Annotated in this window: 16 protein-coding genes; 12 read left to right on the top strand and 4 right to left on the bottom strand. The window is 63.6% G+C overall.

Annotated features, from left to right (window positions below):
* Window positions 1-39: 39 nt before the first annotated feature.
* Window positions 40-1,566 carry an AMP nucleosidase gene (locus AC57B1_RS28905; RefSeq protein WP_091808998.1) on the bottom strand — a complete coding sequence of 509 codons (1,527 nt, stop codon included), beginning with the start codon at window positions 1,564-1,566 and terminating at the stop codon, window positions 40-42.
* Window positions 1,567-1,765: 199 nt separating this feature from the next.
* Between AC57B1_RS28905 and AC57B1_RS28900 the strand changes: the two genes are divergently transcribed.
* The 7 genes from AC57B1_RS28900 (at window position 1,766) to AC57B1_RS28870 (ending at window position 7,418) form a co-directional block, all read left to right on the top strand.
* Window positions 1,766-2,161: a hypothetical protein gene (locus AC57B1_RS28900; protein WP_091804744.1), complete on the top strand. Its 396-nt coding sequence runs from the start codon at window positions 1,766-1,768 to the stop codon at window positions 2,159-2,161.
* Window positions 2,162-2,386: 225 nt separating this feature from the next.
* On the top strand, window positions 2,387-3,382 hold the full coding sequence (locus tag AC57B1_RS28895) for a homoserine kinase (RefSeq protein WP_091804746.1): 996 nt from the start codon (window positions 2,387-2,389) through the stop codon (window positions 3,380-3,382).
* Window positions 3,373-4,179, top strand: coding sequence for a BPSS1780 family membrane protein (locus AC57B1_RS28890; RefSeq protein ID WP_091804748.1), 807 nt, complete (start codon window positions 3,373-3,375; stop codon window positions 4,177-4,179). The genes AC57B1_RS28895 and AC57B1_RS28890 overlap by 10 nt, the downstream gene beginning before the upstream one ends.
* Before the next feature lie 169 nt (window positions 4,180-4,348).
* Window positions 4,349-4,801 carry a MarR family winged helix-turn-helix transcriptional regulator gene (locus AC57B1_RS28885; RefSeq protein WP_091804751.1) on the top strand — a complete coding sequence of 151 codons (453 nt, stop codon included), beginning with the start codon at window positions 4,349-4,351 and terminating at the stop codon, window positions 4,799-4,801.
* Window positions 4,802-4,975: 174 nt separating this feature from the next.
* Window positions 4,976-5,395, top strand: coding sequence for an organic hydroperoxide resistance protein (locus tag AC57B1_RS28880; protein WP_091804754.1), 420 nt, complete (start codon window positions 4,976-4,978; stop codon window positions 5,393-5,395).
* Window positions 5,396-5,636: 241 nt separating this feature from the next.
* Complete coding sequence (locus AC57B1_RS28875) at window positions 5,637-7,136, top strand: cryptochrome/photolyase family protein (RefSeq protein WP_496419403.1); 1,500 nt, start codon at window positions 5,637-5,639, stop codon at window positions 7,134-7,136.
* Window positions 7,137-7,190: 54 nt separating this feature from the next.
* The gene (locus AC57B1_RS28870; protein WP_177205132.1) at window positions 7,191-7,418 is read left to right on the top strand and encodes a hypothetical protein; all 228 of its coding nucleotides are present in this window, start codon (window positions 7,191-7,193) and stop codon (window positions 7,416-7,418) included.
* On the opposite strand, the gene AC57B1_RS28865 is transcribed toward AC57B1_RS28870, so the two are convergent.
* Complete coding sequence (locus AC57B1_RS28865) at window positions 7,415-7,591, bottom strand: DUF3563 family protein (protein WP_074766744.1); 177 nt, start codon at window positions 7,589-7,591, stop codon at window positions 7,415-7,417. The two genes, AC57B1_RS28870 and AC57B1_RS28865, sit on opposite strands and share 4 nt — an antisense overlap.
* Before the next feature lie 106 nt (window positions 7,592-7,697).
* Entirely contained in the window at window positions 7,698-8,894 is a 1,197-nt protein-coding gene (locus AC57B1_RS28860; protein ID WP_408348868.1) for an extracellular catalytic domain type 1 short-chain-length polyhydroxyalkanoate depolymerase, read from the bottom strand.
* A gap of 393 nt (window positions 8,895-9,287) precedes the next feature.
* Between AC57B1_RS28860 and AC57B1_RS28855 the strand changes: the two genes are divergently transcribed.
* The 4 genes from AC57B1_RS28855 to AC57B1_RS28840 all read left to right on the top strand — a co-directional run bounded on the left by AC57B1_RS28855 (window position 9,288) and on the right by AC57B1_RS28840 (window position 12,314).
* Complete coding sequence (locus tag AC57B1_RS28855; protein WP_408482273.1) at window positions 9,288-9,989, top strand: phosphatase PAP2 family protein; 702 nt, start codon at window positions 9,288-9,290, stop codon at window positions 9,987-9,989.
* 148 nt (window positions 9,990-10,137) lie between these two features.
* On the top strand, window positions 10,138-10,908 hold the full coding sequence (gene modA / locus AC57B1_RS28850) for a molybdate ABC transporter substrate-binding protein (protein WP_408348874.1): 771 nt from the start codon (window positions 10,138-10,140) through the stop codon (window positions 10,906-10,908).
* Between the two features lie 22 nt (window positions 10,909-10,930).
* Window positions 10,931-11,605, top strand: a complete 675-nt coding sequence (gene modB, locus AC57B1_RS28845) for a molybdate ABC transporter permease subunit (protein ID WP_012428598.1) — start codon at window positions 10,931-10,933, stop codon at window positions 11,603-11,605.
* 1 nt (window position 11,606) lies between these two features.
* Window positions 11,607-12,314 (top strand): ATP-binding cassette domain-containing protein, encoded by a 708-nt coding sequence (locus AC57B1_RS28840; protein ID WP_496419402.1) that lies wholly within the window; start codon window positions 11,607-11,609, stop codon window positions 12,312-12,314.
* A gap of 91 nt (window positions 12,315-12,405) precedes the next feature.
* On the opposite strand, the gene AC57B1_RS28835 is transcribed toward AC57B1_RS28840, so the two are convergent.
* Window positions 12,406-13,242, bottom strand: a complete 837-nt coding sequence (locus AC57B1_RS28835; RefSeq protein ID WP_408348883.1) for a TOBE domain-containing protein — start codon at window positions 13,240-13,242, stop codon at window positions 12,406-12,408.
* A 204-nt stretch (window positions 13,243-13,446) separates the two neighbouring features.
* On the opposite strand from AC57B1_RS28835, the gene AC57B1_RS28830 reads away from it, so the two are divergent.
* The gene (locus AC57B1_RS28830) at window positions 13,447-14,241 is read left to right on the top strand and encodes an SDR family NAD(P)-dependent oxidoreductase (RefSeq protein ID WP_091809000.1); all 795 of its coding nucleotides are present in this window, start codon (window positions 13,447-13,449) and stop codon (window positions 14,239-14,241) included.
* The last annotated feature ends 2 nt before the right edge of the window (window positions 14,242-14,243 follow it).

Genomic DNA, 14,243 nt, shown 5'->3' with positions numbered 1-14,243 from the left:
CCGAACCTGCGCTCGCCTTGCCCGCCTGTGAAAAGGCGTTTACTGGAACGCCACTTCCGCGAAGCTGCGCAGCTTGCGGCTGTGCAAACGATGCAGCCCGTTCATCCGCAATAGCTCCATCGCCTTCACGCCGATCTGCAGATGCTGATCGACCTGCGCGCGATAGAACTGATCGGCCATGCCGGGCAGCTTGAGCTCGCCATGCAAGGGCTTGTCCGACACGCAGAGCAAGGTGCCGTAAGGCACGCGGAAACGGAAGCCGTTGGCGGCGATCGTCGCGCTTTCCATGTCGAGTGCAATCGCGCGGCTTTGCGACAGCCGCTGCACCGGCTCGCGGTGATCGCGCAATTCCCAGTTACGGTTATCCACACTTGCCACCGTGCCCGTGCGCATCACACGCTTCAATTCGACGCCGTCCAGTTGCGTGACCTGCGCGACCGCGCGTTCCAGCGCGACCTGCACTTCGGCGAGCGCCGGAATCGGCACCCACAGCGGCAGGTCGTCGTCGAGCACGTGATCCTCGCGCACGTAGCCGTGCGCGAGCACATAGTCGCCGAGACGCTGTGTATTGCGCAGGCCTGCGCAGTGGCCGAGCATGATCCACGCATGCGGACGCAACACGGCGATGTGATCCGTAATGGTCTTCGCATTCGACGGACCCACGCCGATGTTGACCATCGTGATGCCGCTGCCGTCGGCGCGCTTCAGGTGATACGCCGGCATCTGCGGCAGGCGCGGCGGAGCGGTGCCTTCCTGCGCCTGCTCGCCGAGGTTCTCGTTGTACGTGACCACGTCGCCAGGCTCGACGAACGAGGTGTATTCGCTGCGATAGGCGCGCAGTTCTTCGTCGTCGGTATGGGCCATCATCGTGCGGCCGAGTTTGACGAACTCGTCGATATAGAACTGGTAGTTCGTGTACAGCACGTAGTTCTGGCAATGCGTGGGCGACGTGGCCGTGTAGTGCTTCAGCCGGTGCAGCGAGAAATCGACCCGCGCCGCCGTGAACAGCGCGAGCGGATGCGGCTCGCCCGGCTGCGGCTCATAGGTGCCGTTGACGATGCGGTCGTCGAGCAGCGCGAGGTCGGGCGTGTCGAACACATCGCGCATCAGGAACAGACGCTCGCGATCCAGATCGCCTTCGAGGTGGATGCCCTCGGCGAACGCGAAATGAATCGGAATCGGCTGATCCGACACGCCGACTTCGATCTTCACGTGATGGTTCTTCGCCAGCAGGCGCAATTGCTCGCGATAGTAATTGCCAAACAGGTCAGGGCGCGTAACGGTCGTCTCGAACACGCCCGGACCCGCGACGAAACCATACGAGCGGCGCGAGTCGATATGCGTGTTGACCTCGGTGCACACGCGCACGAACGGGTAGCAGGCGCGCACGCGGCTCGGGAACAGTTCGTTGCGGCGATAGCGCGCGAAGGCGTCGCGCAAGAACGAAGTGTTCGCTTCGTAGATCGCCGAGAGGCGGGTAACGGCCTCGGTCGCGTCGTCGAAGGATTCGGTCGGGAAGCTGTTGGCGGGAGTCTGCACCGCGCGTTGATTGGTATCGTTGTTCATCTTCATTCGCCTCGATTGATGAGGCGACATTACCACGGAACGCGTGATCGCCAAATGACCTGGCGGCGTCGCAACACACGCTCGCACGCGGCTCGCAAGATTGCGGGCACGCCGCGCGAAAGCGGCGCAAAATAAGGCGATCGCGCCCGACGGGCAGGCTGGATTTGCTAGAATCGGGGCACCTTATCGGAGAATCACCATGAAGCCGCTCCTTCCCGTCGCCGTTGCACTGGCCCTCGCCTTTGGCAACGCCGCGATGGCTGCCCAGCCTGTCGATGACACTCCGCCCCCCGGCGCGCCCCAGTCCGCCAATGAACGGGCGGGTCTGCCGGACCTGGAGAAGATCAATCGTCCGGCCGCCGAGGTCAGCTCGAAGGTCGAAATCAATGTTCCGCGCACGCCGAGCTTTTACGAGCGCAGCCCGAACGGCACCGAAATCACCGAATACCGCGACAAAGGCAAGCCCGTCGAAATCAACGTGCATTCGAACCTCGGCACGCGCTACCAGATGAGCGCGCCGCTCGACACGTCGCCCACCGTGCGCGACAACGGCCGCGCAAGCACGCGCTTGCCGTCGGTGAACCTGACCTATTGATGCATGCCGGCACGGCGGCCCCGGAGTGGGCCGCCGCCCGGATACACGCCGCCCGCAAGGTGTCGCCTGGCCTTAGGCCTGCTTGCCGGATTCCAACCTGGGCGGTTCGGCATTGAAATGCCGCAGCGCTTCACGGTCCCAGAGAACACGTTTCGTACCGCATTTGCCTCACATCGCACTGGCCGCACTGCGCCAGCCCGACCAACCTGACTCGACGTTTCCCGCATGGCTGTCTTCACCGCTGTCACTGAACCCCAACTTGCAGAATGGATGCGCCATTACGATCTCGGCGACGTCGTCGAATTTCGTGGCATCTCCTCCGGTATTGAAAACAGCAACTTCTTTCTGACGACAACGCGCGGCGAATACGTCCTCACGATCTTCGAAAAGCTGACAGCCGAACAACTGCCGTTCTATCTCGACCTCATGCGGCATCTGGCCGCGCACCGCGTGCCGGTGCCGGACCCCATGCCACGCGAAGACGGCGCGCTGTTCGGCCTCCTGCAAGGCAAGCCCGCCGCGATCGTGACCAAACTCGAGGGCGCGCCGGAATTGGCGCCGGGCGTCGAGCACTGCATCGAGGTCGGGCAAATGCTGGCGCGCATGCATCTGGCAGGACGCGATTACCCGGCCTATCAGCCCAATCTGCGCAGCCTGCCGTGGTGGAAGGAAACCGTGCCGACCGTTCTGCCGTTTCTGGAAGGCGAGCAACGCGACCTGCTTTCGTCCGAACTGGCGCATCAGGAAGCCTTTTTCGCCTCGGCCGATTACGCCGCGCTGCCCGAAGGCCCGTGCCACGCCGATCTGTTCCGCGACAATGCCATGTTCGCCCACGCCGATCCGGACACGGGCCACGAGGTACGCCTGGGCGGTTTCTTCGACTTCTATTTCGCCGGCTGCGATAAATGGCTGTTCGACGTGGCGGTGACGGTCAACGACTGGTGCGTCGACCTCGCCACCGGCAAGCTCGACGACGCGCGCACCGAAGCCATGCTGCGCGCTTACCAGACCGTGCGCCCGTTCACCGCAGAAGAAAACCGTCATTGGGGCGACATGCTGCGCGCGGGCGCATATCGTTTCTGGGTCTCGCGCCTGTATGATTTCCATTTGCCGCGCGCGGCCGAGTTGCTCAAACCGCACGATCCCGGCCATTTCGAGCGCATTCTGCGCGAACGCCTGTCCGGCGTTGCACTTCCAGGCATTCATACCTCATGCAACTGATCGAAGTCCCCGCGAAAACCGGCTATGTGTGGTTCCGGCAGGGTATCTGGCTGTTCCGCAAGAACCCGCTCGCGTTTCTGACGCTGTTCTTCACCTATCTGCTGGTGATGACGCTCGTGTCGCAGATTCCAGTGATTGGCGGCGTGTTGCCCTTGGCGTTCATTCCGGGCGTCGCGGTCGGTTTCATGGCGGCGTGCCGCAACACGATCGCGGGCAAGCCGGTATTCCCCACCATTCTGGTCGACGGTTTTCATTCGTACGGCCCGGTGGTCGCCAAACGGCTGCTGGTGCTCGGTGTGCTCTATGTCCTCGCGATGGCGCTGGTGCTGGCCGGTTCGGCACTCGCCGACGGTGGCATGCTGCTCAAAGTGATGCTCGGCGGCGCCACGATGGACCAGGACGCAATTGCCAACAGCAATATTCCGCTAGCGGTAATCACGGCTTTGGCGCTCTACCTTCCGGTCGCCATGATCTTCTGGTTCTCGCCGATTCTCACGGCATGGCATGACGTGCCGCCCGTCAAGGCGATGTTCTTCAGCATCGTCAGTTGCTGGCGCAACCGCGGCGCGTTCATTGTGTTCGGCGCGCTGTGGTTCGCAGTAGCGATCACGGTGTCGCTCGGCTTGTCCGCGCTGATGCAGGCGCTGGGTGCGGGCGACTTCGCGTTCGCGGTTCTGATGCCCGCCACGATGATCGTGACAACCATGCTGTACTGCTCGTTCTACGCAACGTATCGCGGCTGTTTCGGCGTGCAAACGCCGGAAACACCGGACTTGCCGACCACCCCGGCGGCTTGAATTCCGTTCAGGTCCGGCGCGGTTCTAGCGCCGGACCCTGCGCCGCCTTCATCGCGGCGTCTGTCTTCCCGCTTCAGCCATCCCCAACCGCACTCGTCAACGTGCGTCGATTTGCGGCACAATGGTTTGCGCGCAATCGATTTGCACGCTATTTTTTGCGAGATGCATCATGACCCAGCGCCCCGCTTTGCCCTTCACCCTCGACGAGCAACTCTGCTTCGCCCTCTACTCCACCTCGCTCGCCATGACCAAGGCGTACAAGCCGCTGCTCGATAAACTCGGCCTGACGTACCCGCAATATCTCGCGATGCTGGCACTGTGGGAGAGCGACGACGTCACGGTCAAAGACATGGCCGCGCGCCTGAACCTCGATTCGGCAACGGTCACGCCGCTGCTCAAGCGCCTCGAGGCGCAAGGGCTGGTGGAGCGCGTACGCGGCACCGACGACGAGCGTCTCGTCTACGTCCGGCTCACCAAAGCCGGTTCGGCACTCAAGCGCCAGGCGCGCGAAGTGCCCGCGGAAATCTTCTGCGCAACGCAGCAGACACCTGAATTCCTGCTGCGCTTGCGGGATGACCTGACGCGCCTGCGCGGCACCCTCAACGATTACATGGACCACTAGACGGTCCGTCTCCAGATCATGCGCTATCGCCTTCATGCAAAAAATCATTTGCACACAAATGATTTGTGCACTATCTTTGTCACATGCCAAGCGATGAGTGCTCTGCCGGAACGGCAGGCCAGCAAAGAGCGGCAAACACGCAAATCCTGATAACCCGGACAAAGGAGCAGCACCATGAACATCCTCTACAAAGCAAGCGCAACGAGCACCGGTGGCCGCGACGGCCGTGCAGTGTCGTCGGACAATGCGTTGGACGTTAAGCTGGCCGCACCGCGCGAACTGGGCGGCACCGGCGCAGCGGGTACGAACCCGGAACAACTTTTCGCAGCGGGCTACTCGGCGTGTTTCCTGAGCGCAATGAAGTTCGTCGCCGGTCAGCAGAAGAAAACTTTGCCGGCAGACACGCAAGTCACGGCGGAAGTCGGTATCGGCCCGAACGACAAGGGCGGCTTCGCGCTCGACATCGACCTGCGCGTTTCGCTTCCGGGTCTCGACGCAAGCGCGGCCAAGGAACTGGTCGACGCCGCGCATCAGGTCTGCCCGTATTCGAACGCCACGCGCAACAACGTCGCGGTTCGTTTGCAAATCGCCTAAGCTGCCTCTTCGGCGCATCGCCAAAGAAGCGTTGAACAATCGCTGAAGCGACGCTGAAAGCCGCGCCACCACTACACACACAGCGCCCGCACCCTGCACAATAGGGGCGGGCGCTGTCCCAATTTGCGGACGCGGCATGCAATGTGCAAAACGGGTCCGTGCCACCGCTTGCCAGGCTTGTTACGCTTGCGGCCGGAAATAGCGCCACCATCCGTCCTGGTCCAACAATCCATATTTCCTGATGACACGCGTCCGACGACTGAACGACACCTTCGATACCGGGCTGGTCTGGCTTCGCCGCGACCTGCGCAACACGGACAACGCCGCGCTCTACTACGCGCTCAAGCATTGCGAGCGCGTGTGGTGCGTGTTCGTGTTCGATACGACAATTCTGCAACCATTGGTCGACGTGTGGCAGGCTCGTCATCCGGACACGCAGCCGCAGGACCGCCGCATCGAGTTCATTCTCGCGGCGCTGGGCGAACTGGACGAGGCGTTACGCGTGAAGGGCGGCGGTCTGATCGTGCTGTACGGCAATCCGGCCGATCTGATACCGAAGCTGGCCGACGAACTCAGCGTAGACGCCGTGTTCGCCAATCACGACTACGAGCCGGTCGCTATCGAGCGTGACGAGACGGTGCGCGAGCAGCTCACCGATGCCGGCCGCCAATGGCTGACGTTCAAGGATCAGGTGATTTTCGAGCGCGACGAGGTGCTCACCGGCCAGAGCAAACCGTTCACGGTGTTCACGCCGTACAAGAATGCCTGGCTCAAGCAACTGAACGCCTTCGATCTGAAGCCGTATCCCGTGGAAACGTACGCGAAGCATCTGGCCGCGCCGCCATCGAAGCTGGACCGCCAGCTGCCGTCGCTCGAACAACTCGGCTTCGCGCCGAGCAATCTCGGTGAACTCAAGCTGCCCACGGGCATGAGCGGCGCGCAAACCCTGCTCGACGATTTCATGACCCGCATCGACGGCTACGCCGACCGGCGCGACTTCCCCGCAGCCAAGGGCCCGAGCTATCTGTCGATGCATCTGCGCTTTGGCACCGTCTCGATCCGCACGCTCGCGCGACTTGCCCATGAGATGTCGCTGCAACCCGATGGACAAGGCTCGGCAACATGGCTGTCGGAACTGATCTGGCGGGACTTCTACTTCATGATTCTGGCGCATCATCCGCGGCTGGCTAGCGGTGCGTCGTTCAAGGAAGAGTATGACGGGCTGCGCTGGGAGCAAGGCCCGGAAGCCGACGAGGCGTTCGCCGCGTGGTGCGACGGACGCACGGGCTACCCGCTGGTCGACGCCGCCATGCTGCAACTGAACCGCACCGGCTACATGCACAACCGCTTGCGGATGGTGACGGCGAGTTTTCTGGTGAAGGATCTCGGCGTGGACTGGCGCCTCGGCGAGCGGTACTTCGCCGAACAGCTCAACGACTTCGATTTCTCGGCGAATAACGGCGGCTGGCAGTGGGCGGCATCGACGGGATGCGATGCGCAGCCTTACTTCCGGATTTTCAATCCGGTCACGCAGTCTGAAAAATTCGACGCCGAAGGACGCTTCATCAAACGCTATCTGCCTCAACTGGCAAAGCTGCCGTCGAAGTGGATTCATGCGCCTTGGCTAGCGGGCGCGGAGCGGCTCGCCGATTGCGGTGTGGTGTTGGGTAAAGACTATCCGGCGCCGATCGTGGACCATGCCGAAGCACGGGCGCGCACGCTGGCCCGTTTTGGCAAGTGAGCACCTGCTCACGTCGCTTTGCGTGGCTTCAGCACGTAAAAAGAAGACTCGTTGATGAGTCGATTGCCGTCGCTGCTGGCGTTGCCTGAAATGAACGGCCGGGCAGGCGGACTTGTTGATGCGCTACAGAGTTTGGGTGGCGTTCGCCGCGGTGTTGAATCACGCGTGGTGGCAATCGAATCCGGCTGTCTGTGCACGTGTGCGAGTTTGCGACAGCTTGGGCGCTTCACCCAGAACATCGACGTTTCAATGCGCGCCGATGTTTTGATTCGCGCAGCTTAGTGCTGGCTCATCCACGACGGCTGGCGGACATTCGCCTCGCGGTCCAGCTTGCGCATGCGGAATTCCAGATCGTAAAGATCCGTTGCTTCGGCGAGGAACGCGTCAGCGCGTTCTTTGGCGAGTTGATCGGGCGACTTGGTCAAAAACAGGAAAAGGCGGCTAAGCAGATACATGGTCAACCTCGAAATGAGTTTAGGCGTTAACGCCTAAGGGATAACCCCTATTATAGGGAAAACACTAGTTTCACGCCAGCACTCATTTCGAATTGTTGTTCCTACGTCACCGGGAGCCTGCGGAGGCCGCTGTGGCGGCTGCTTCCGCAATACGGCCCGTGCCCGTGCGGCGCTGATGCTTGAAGAACTCCCACACCATGGCGCTTGCGTCCGGTCCTTTGGCGGAATGAAACGGCACCGCCTCGTCGCCGCCGCTCCAGGCATGAGCGAGCCCTTGCACGCGACACAGCCGCACCACGCGCCGCCCGCCGCGCAGGTAGTCACGCATGACCACGCCGCCCTTGCGCTCTTCGCGCACTTCGCCGGATTTGCGCGCGCCGTTCTGGTCGACGACACGGTTCAGACGGAGAAACTGCACCGCCAACTGGTCCGCGTTGACCGGCGAAACCACATGGTCGGCGTCGCCGTGGATGATGATGGCCGGCATGCCGGGATAATTGGCGACGTCGGCGGTCTCGTCGACCAGTTCGGCCGGCTCGCGGCGAGCGCCGCGCCGCATCACGTCCATCGCTGTAATGCCGGAGCGCGCCTCGCCAAAAGCGGGGCCGGAATGCAGCGCGACCGCCGCGAAGTGCTCCGGATAGTTGACAGCCAGCAGCGCCGTTAGTCCCGCACCGGCGGAGATTCCGGCGACATACACGCGCTCGCTGTCGAAACCATGCTGCGCGACCAGCGCGTCCACCAGCGAAACGACTGCGCGCGCTTCGGCACCTCCTGCGCTATCGCCGGCGTCGTACCAATGCCAGCAGCGATGCGAATGCACGTGCTTCGACTGTTCCGGATAGACCACGGCAAAGCCGAACCGGTCGGCCAGCACATTCATCCGCGTGCCTTCGGCGAATTCATCGATCGACTGTGTGCAGCCGTGCAGCATCACCACCAGCGGCATGGCCTCGAGCGCATGACCCGTCGGGATGTACAAGCCGTACTGAAGATGATTGACGAGCCGGCCGGGCGCAGCAGGCGCGGAGTGGAACGAGCGCGTCCACGAGCCGCTTGCCCATGCCGACGCCCGTGGGCGCACGCGCGATTCGCGGGCCGTGGCGCGCGGCACTTCGCGCTTGGCGGGCGCGCGCACTGCCGCCGCCGGCTTGAGCGGGCGAACTTTGGTGGACGCCTTGGGAGCGGCGGGCCGGGCCGGTCGTGTCGTGGTGCGCTTGGGGGTTTTGCGAGTTTGCTCGGTTTGGATCGCGAGCAACCGCTTAAGACCGCGCAGCCACAGTTTCGATAAACTTTTTGCCATTGGCGCATAACCTCGCAAAAAGGGACAGGGTCCGTCCGGTAGAACGGCAATTCGTTGTGCATTGCACAATAACACCAATCCTCATGCGATGCTGGAACCTCGGCACGCCATTCTGTAACCAAATTTCCGTTCGGCGAACCTTGCCGCGAAGCTGGCATCAAACCCTTGCACTATTCGTGCGCAGGTCGTCCGCCGAGTGCTCGCCGCTTGTTCGGCAACCCACGTCCGGCGGCAAAAAGCCTCGCCCGCGGCGCGACCGGCCTGCAACACCCGTCTATACTGGCGGTTAGCTCTGTGACCTGCGGGTCTGCTCCGGTCGGCGACTTGTGCCGCTCGCGCGTTAAATTCTCATTACCAACCCGATTCTACGCGGCCTCGGTCGCGCTATTTGCCATGCTCGATTTACCTGCCCACCTTTGGTATTCGATCACCAGCCTCGGCGGCGCCGGCATGACGCTGCCGCTCGCGTTCGCCATCGCGCTGTGGCTGGCGGTCGGCTATACGTGGCGCATGGCTGCGGGCTGGCTGCTGCTTCTGGGTGCGGCGATCGGCGTGGTGACCGTGACAAAGCTCGCGTTCCTGGGCTGGGGCGTCGGCGTGCGCGGGCTGGACTTCACCGGGGTCAGCGGCCACGCCATGCTGTCCACCGCCGTCTATCCGGTCGTGCTGTTCCTGATGCTGTTGCCGGCGCGCCCGGCGATTCGTCTGATCGGCGTCCTGCTCGGCCTTGCGGCGGGGATCGCGGTGGGCTTGTCACGCGTCGTGCTGAGCGCTCACTCCCCTTCTGAAGCCATTACCGGCTGTCTGACCGGCGCCGTGGCGGCGCTGGTGTTCGTCCGTCTCGCGTGGCATGCGGAGCCGGGCCGGCTGTCGGCGCTGCCCGTCGCCCTCAGCATGATGGTCCTCGCGGTGCTGATGCACGGCGTCCATGTGCCGACGCAGCGCTGGGTCACGCACATCGCGCTGAAAGTGTCCGGTCATGACCGGCCGTTCATACGCGCAAAGTGGAGAGCCGTGCGCGATGTCCGTCCGGCCACCGCGCCGCTGTCGCAGACACTCAATACGCTGGCGCCGCCGCATTCGTCCGACGCCTGAATCCGCGCCTGTACCTTTTCCCCGCTGTTCAATGAGGCGCTTCATGCGCACGGCTGAATAATTGTCATGGCTTACCGCTATAACCTTTCGTATATTACGATAGCGTTTTAACCCGCCGATCCGGCTCCTGCCGGTCTTCACAGCCTTCATGACACTCCGCCGCCATTTGAAGCAAGCGCTGTTCGTCGCCAGCGCCATCTCCATCGTTCTCAGCGCCAATGCGCGCGCCGACGAACTGGTGGTCTCCGCCGCCGCCAGCCTGACCAACGCGTTCAAGGCGGTCAGCGAAGTCTTCGAGCAGCAGCATCCGGGCACCAAAGTGTTGCTGAACTTCGGCGCCTCCGACGTGCTCATGCAGCAGATCGTCAAGGGCGCGCCGGCCGACGTGTTCGCGTCCGCGGATCAGAAGGCCATGGACAAGGCAGCCGCCGAAAAGGTGATCGTGCCGGCCACCCGCAAGGATTTCGCCGCCAATTCGCTGGTGCTGATCGTGCCGACGGACAGCCGTTTCGCGCCGACAAGTCTGAACGATCTGGCATCGGCAAACGTGAAGCGGGTCGCGTACGGCGATCCGGCTTCCGTGCCGGTTGGCCGTTACACGCAGGGCGCGCTGCAGTCCGCGGGCGTATGGGACGCCGTGAGCGCGAAGGCCGTGCTGGCGGCGAACGTCCGTCAGAGCCTCGACTATGTGTCGCGAGGCGAAGTCGACGCCGGTTTCGTGTTCAGCACGGACGCCGCCGTCATGCCGGACAAGGTCAAGGTCGCGATGAACGTGCCGACGCAAACGCCGATCACCTATCCGATCGCGCAAGTGGAAGGCAGCCGTCACGCGGCGGACGCCCAGGCGTTCATGAACTTCGTGCTGTCGCCGGCCGGCCAGGCCGTGCTCGCCAAGTACGGCTTCAAGCCCGCGCACTAACTTCAGAGGACGGCGCACGCTCATGCAACAGGCCTGGATTCCGCTCCTGCTCTCGTTGAAAGTCGCGGGCTGGGCCACCGCGCTCAATCTGGTATTCGGCGTCGCGGCGGCCTTCGGTCTGTCGCGCTGGCGCTCCGGCGCGCGCGACGTGATCGATTCGCTGCTGATGCTGCCGCTCGTCATGCCGCCCACCGTTCTCGGCTATTACCTGCTCGTCCTGCTCGGACGGCGCGGGGTGATCGGCGGCTGGCTCGACCGTTTCGACATTCAGTTGGTGTTCACCTGGCAGGGCGCGGTGATCGCGTCGACGGTGGTGGCCTTTCCACTCGTGCTGAAGTCCGCGCGCGCCGCGTTCGAAGCCGTCGATCCGCAACTCGAACGGGCCGCGCGCACGCTGGGCGTCAGCGAAACGGCCGTGTTCTTCCGCGTGACGCTGCCGCTCGCCGCGCGTGGCATTCTGGCCGGCGGCCTGCTGGCGTTCGCCCGGGCGCTCGGCGAATTCGGCGCGACGCTGATGATCGCCGGCAACCTGCCGGGACGCACGCAGACGCTCTCGGTGGCGGTCTATTCAGCCGTGCAGGCCGGGGACGACAGCACCGCGAACTTCCTCGTGCTCGTAACCTCGGTGACGTGCGTCGTGATCCTGTTGCTCGCGGGGCGACTCGTGCCGCAGCACACGCTTTTGAAGTCCGGTTGATATGCTGCTCGCCGTCGACATCCGCAAGACCTTCCAGAGCGCCGAGCGCCGCTTCACGCTCAACGTCGCCTTTCAGGCCGCCTCGCAACGCGTCGTGATGTTCGGCCCGTCGGGCGCGGGCAAGAGTCTGACGTTGCAGGCTATCGCAGGTCTGCTGCGCCCCGACGAAGGCACGATCACGCTGCATGGCAACGCGCTGTTCGACAGCGCGCGCGGCATCGATCTGAAACCGCAAGCGCGCAAGATCGCGTATCTGTTTCAGGACTACGCGCTATTTCCGCATCTGAACGTGCGGCAGAACATCGGCTTCGGCTTGCAGCACGGCTGGCTCAATCCGCGTGCGCGAATCGCGCATCCGCAGATCGATTACTGGCTCGATGCGCTGGAATTGAAGAGCGTCGCGGGTAATCATCCGGCGCAGCTTTCCGGTGGACAAAAGCAGCGTGTGGCGCTGGCGCGAGCGCTCGTCGCGCAACCTCAGCTGCTGTTGCTGGACGAGCCGTTTTCCGCGCTCGACAGCGCATTGCGTCAGCGCATGCGCCGCGAACTGTCCGAACTGCAAACGCGGCTCGATATTCCGATGGTGTTGATCACCCACGATCCCGACGATGTCGCCGCCTTCGGCGATCAGGTCGTGCAGGTCACCGACGGCCGCGTGCGCGAGAATCATTCGTTCGCCGGCTATGCGCGCAGCGAGCCTCGAGCCTGAACAGCAAGGCTTCGCTCGCTCATTCCTTTTACGCCGAGGCGAGCGCTTGCCGCGCTCGAACTTTCAAAGCGGGCGCGAGCGTTTCGCCCGCTCAGTCTTTCACGCCGAGTATCACACTCGACGCCTTGAACGCCGCGACAGCGCGCCCGCCTTCCACGAGGCCGAGCGTATCGACACTTTCATTGGTGACGACCGCCGTCATCACCGTGCCGCCGTCCAGCACCAGCGACACCTCGGCATTGACCGCGCCGCGCTTCACGCTCTGCACCGTGCCGCTTAACTGATTGCGCGCCGAGAGTTTGAGCGGCGCGCCGCTTTCGTCACCGACGAGCAGCACGACCCACGAGGCCTTGATCAACGCGAACGCCGCCGCGCCCTCGACGAGGCCGAGTGTCTCGGTGCTTTCATGCGTAATGACGGAGACGATCGCCTGGCCGCCGGGCAGCGCCAGCGTGACTTCGTCGTTGACGGTGCCGCGCATGATCGCCGACACCGTGCCATACAGCTGATTGCGCGCGCTCGTCTTCACGCCAATGCGGCCGATCAGATCCCAGTCCGTCGCAAATCCTTCGATCGCCGCGCCCGCGCGTTCGAGAAAGCGCCGATGCTCGCGCTCCACCGCGCGAAACGTCTCGATCAGCTTCACGGCGCGCGGCGTCAGCGTGGTGCCGCCACCGCCTTTGCCGCCGGTCAGGCGCACCACGAGCGGCTCGCCGGCGAGGTTGTTCATGGTGTCGATAGCATCCCACGCGCCCTTGTAGCTCATGCCGACGGCTTTGGCCGCGCTGGTGATCGAACCGGTCTCGCCGATCGCCGCGAGCAGCGCGATCCGCGACGCGCCGCCCAGCGTCTGCGCGCCTGCCTGAAACCACACGGAGCCGCCGAGTTCGAGGGTTTCGCGGGAAAGATCGGTGCGTTCGAATGACATGGCGGGGAAGCGGTCGCTAACCGCAAAAAGAACGACGGATCATTATAGCGACGCCAACCCGCGCCACCTTCCTGGCACCGAGCCGGACTTGCGCGTGGATAGATGGGATACTTTCCGCTCGACGCTTCGAACACCAGGCCCTTTGTATTTTCCGGCGCGGCCAGCCTCGGCCGCTTCGCCGTAACTTCAACGAGGAGCAAGACAGTGAACATCGATCTATCCGGCAAGACTGCGATCGTCAGTGCATCCACCGCGGGCATCGGCATTGCGATCGCCACCGGCATCGCCGCATCGGGTGCGCAGACCATCATTAACGGACGCAAGCAGGACGCGGTGGACCGCGCTATCGAAACGATCCGCAAGACGGCGCCGCAAGCGAAATTGCAAGGCTTCGCGGGCGACCTCGGCACGGCGCAGGGCTGCGACGCCTTGATCCAGGCCGTGCCGCAGGCGGACATTCTGGTGAACAACCTCGGCGTCTTCGGCCCTGGCGACATCTTCTCCACCGAAGACGACGACTGGGAGCGCTACTTCCAGATCAACGTCATGTCGGGCGTGCGGCTCACGCGCCACTATCTCAAAGGGATGATGGAGCGCAAATGGGGCCGCGTGGTGTTCATCTCGTCCGAATCGGGACTGAATATTCCGCCGGACATGCTCGCTTACGGCTTTTCGAAGACCGCGCAGTTGAGCATTGCGCGCGGCATCGCCAAGCAGGCGGCCGGCAGCGGCGTCACCGTGAATGCGGTGCTGCCGGGGCCGACCCTGTCCGACGGCTTGCGGGCAATGGTGGAAGAGACAGCCAAAGAACAAGGCAAAACGGTCGAACAGGTTGCCACGGAGTTCGTGCGCGCGCATCGCAGCAGTTCGATCATCCAGCGCGCCGCCACCACCGAGGAAGTGGCGAACATGGTCGTCTACGTGTGCTCGCCGCAGGCGTCGGCGACCACCGGCGCGGCGCTGCGCGTCGACGGCGGCGTGGTCGATACGATTGCCTGAGC

The sequence above is a fragment of the Paraburkholderia sp. BGA-UO-ETr-F21 genome, from assembly GCF_059567925.1.
The sequence above is the reverse complement of the archived record's forward strand: the minus strand, read 5'-3'. Positions and strand labels throughout refer to the sequence as shown.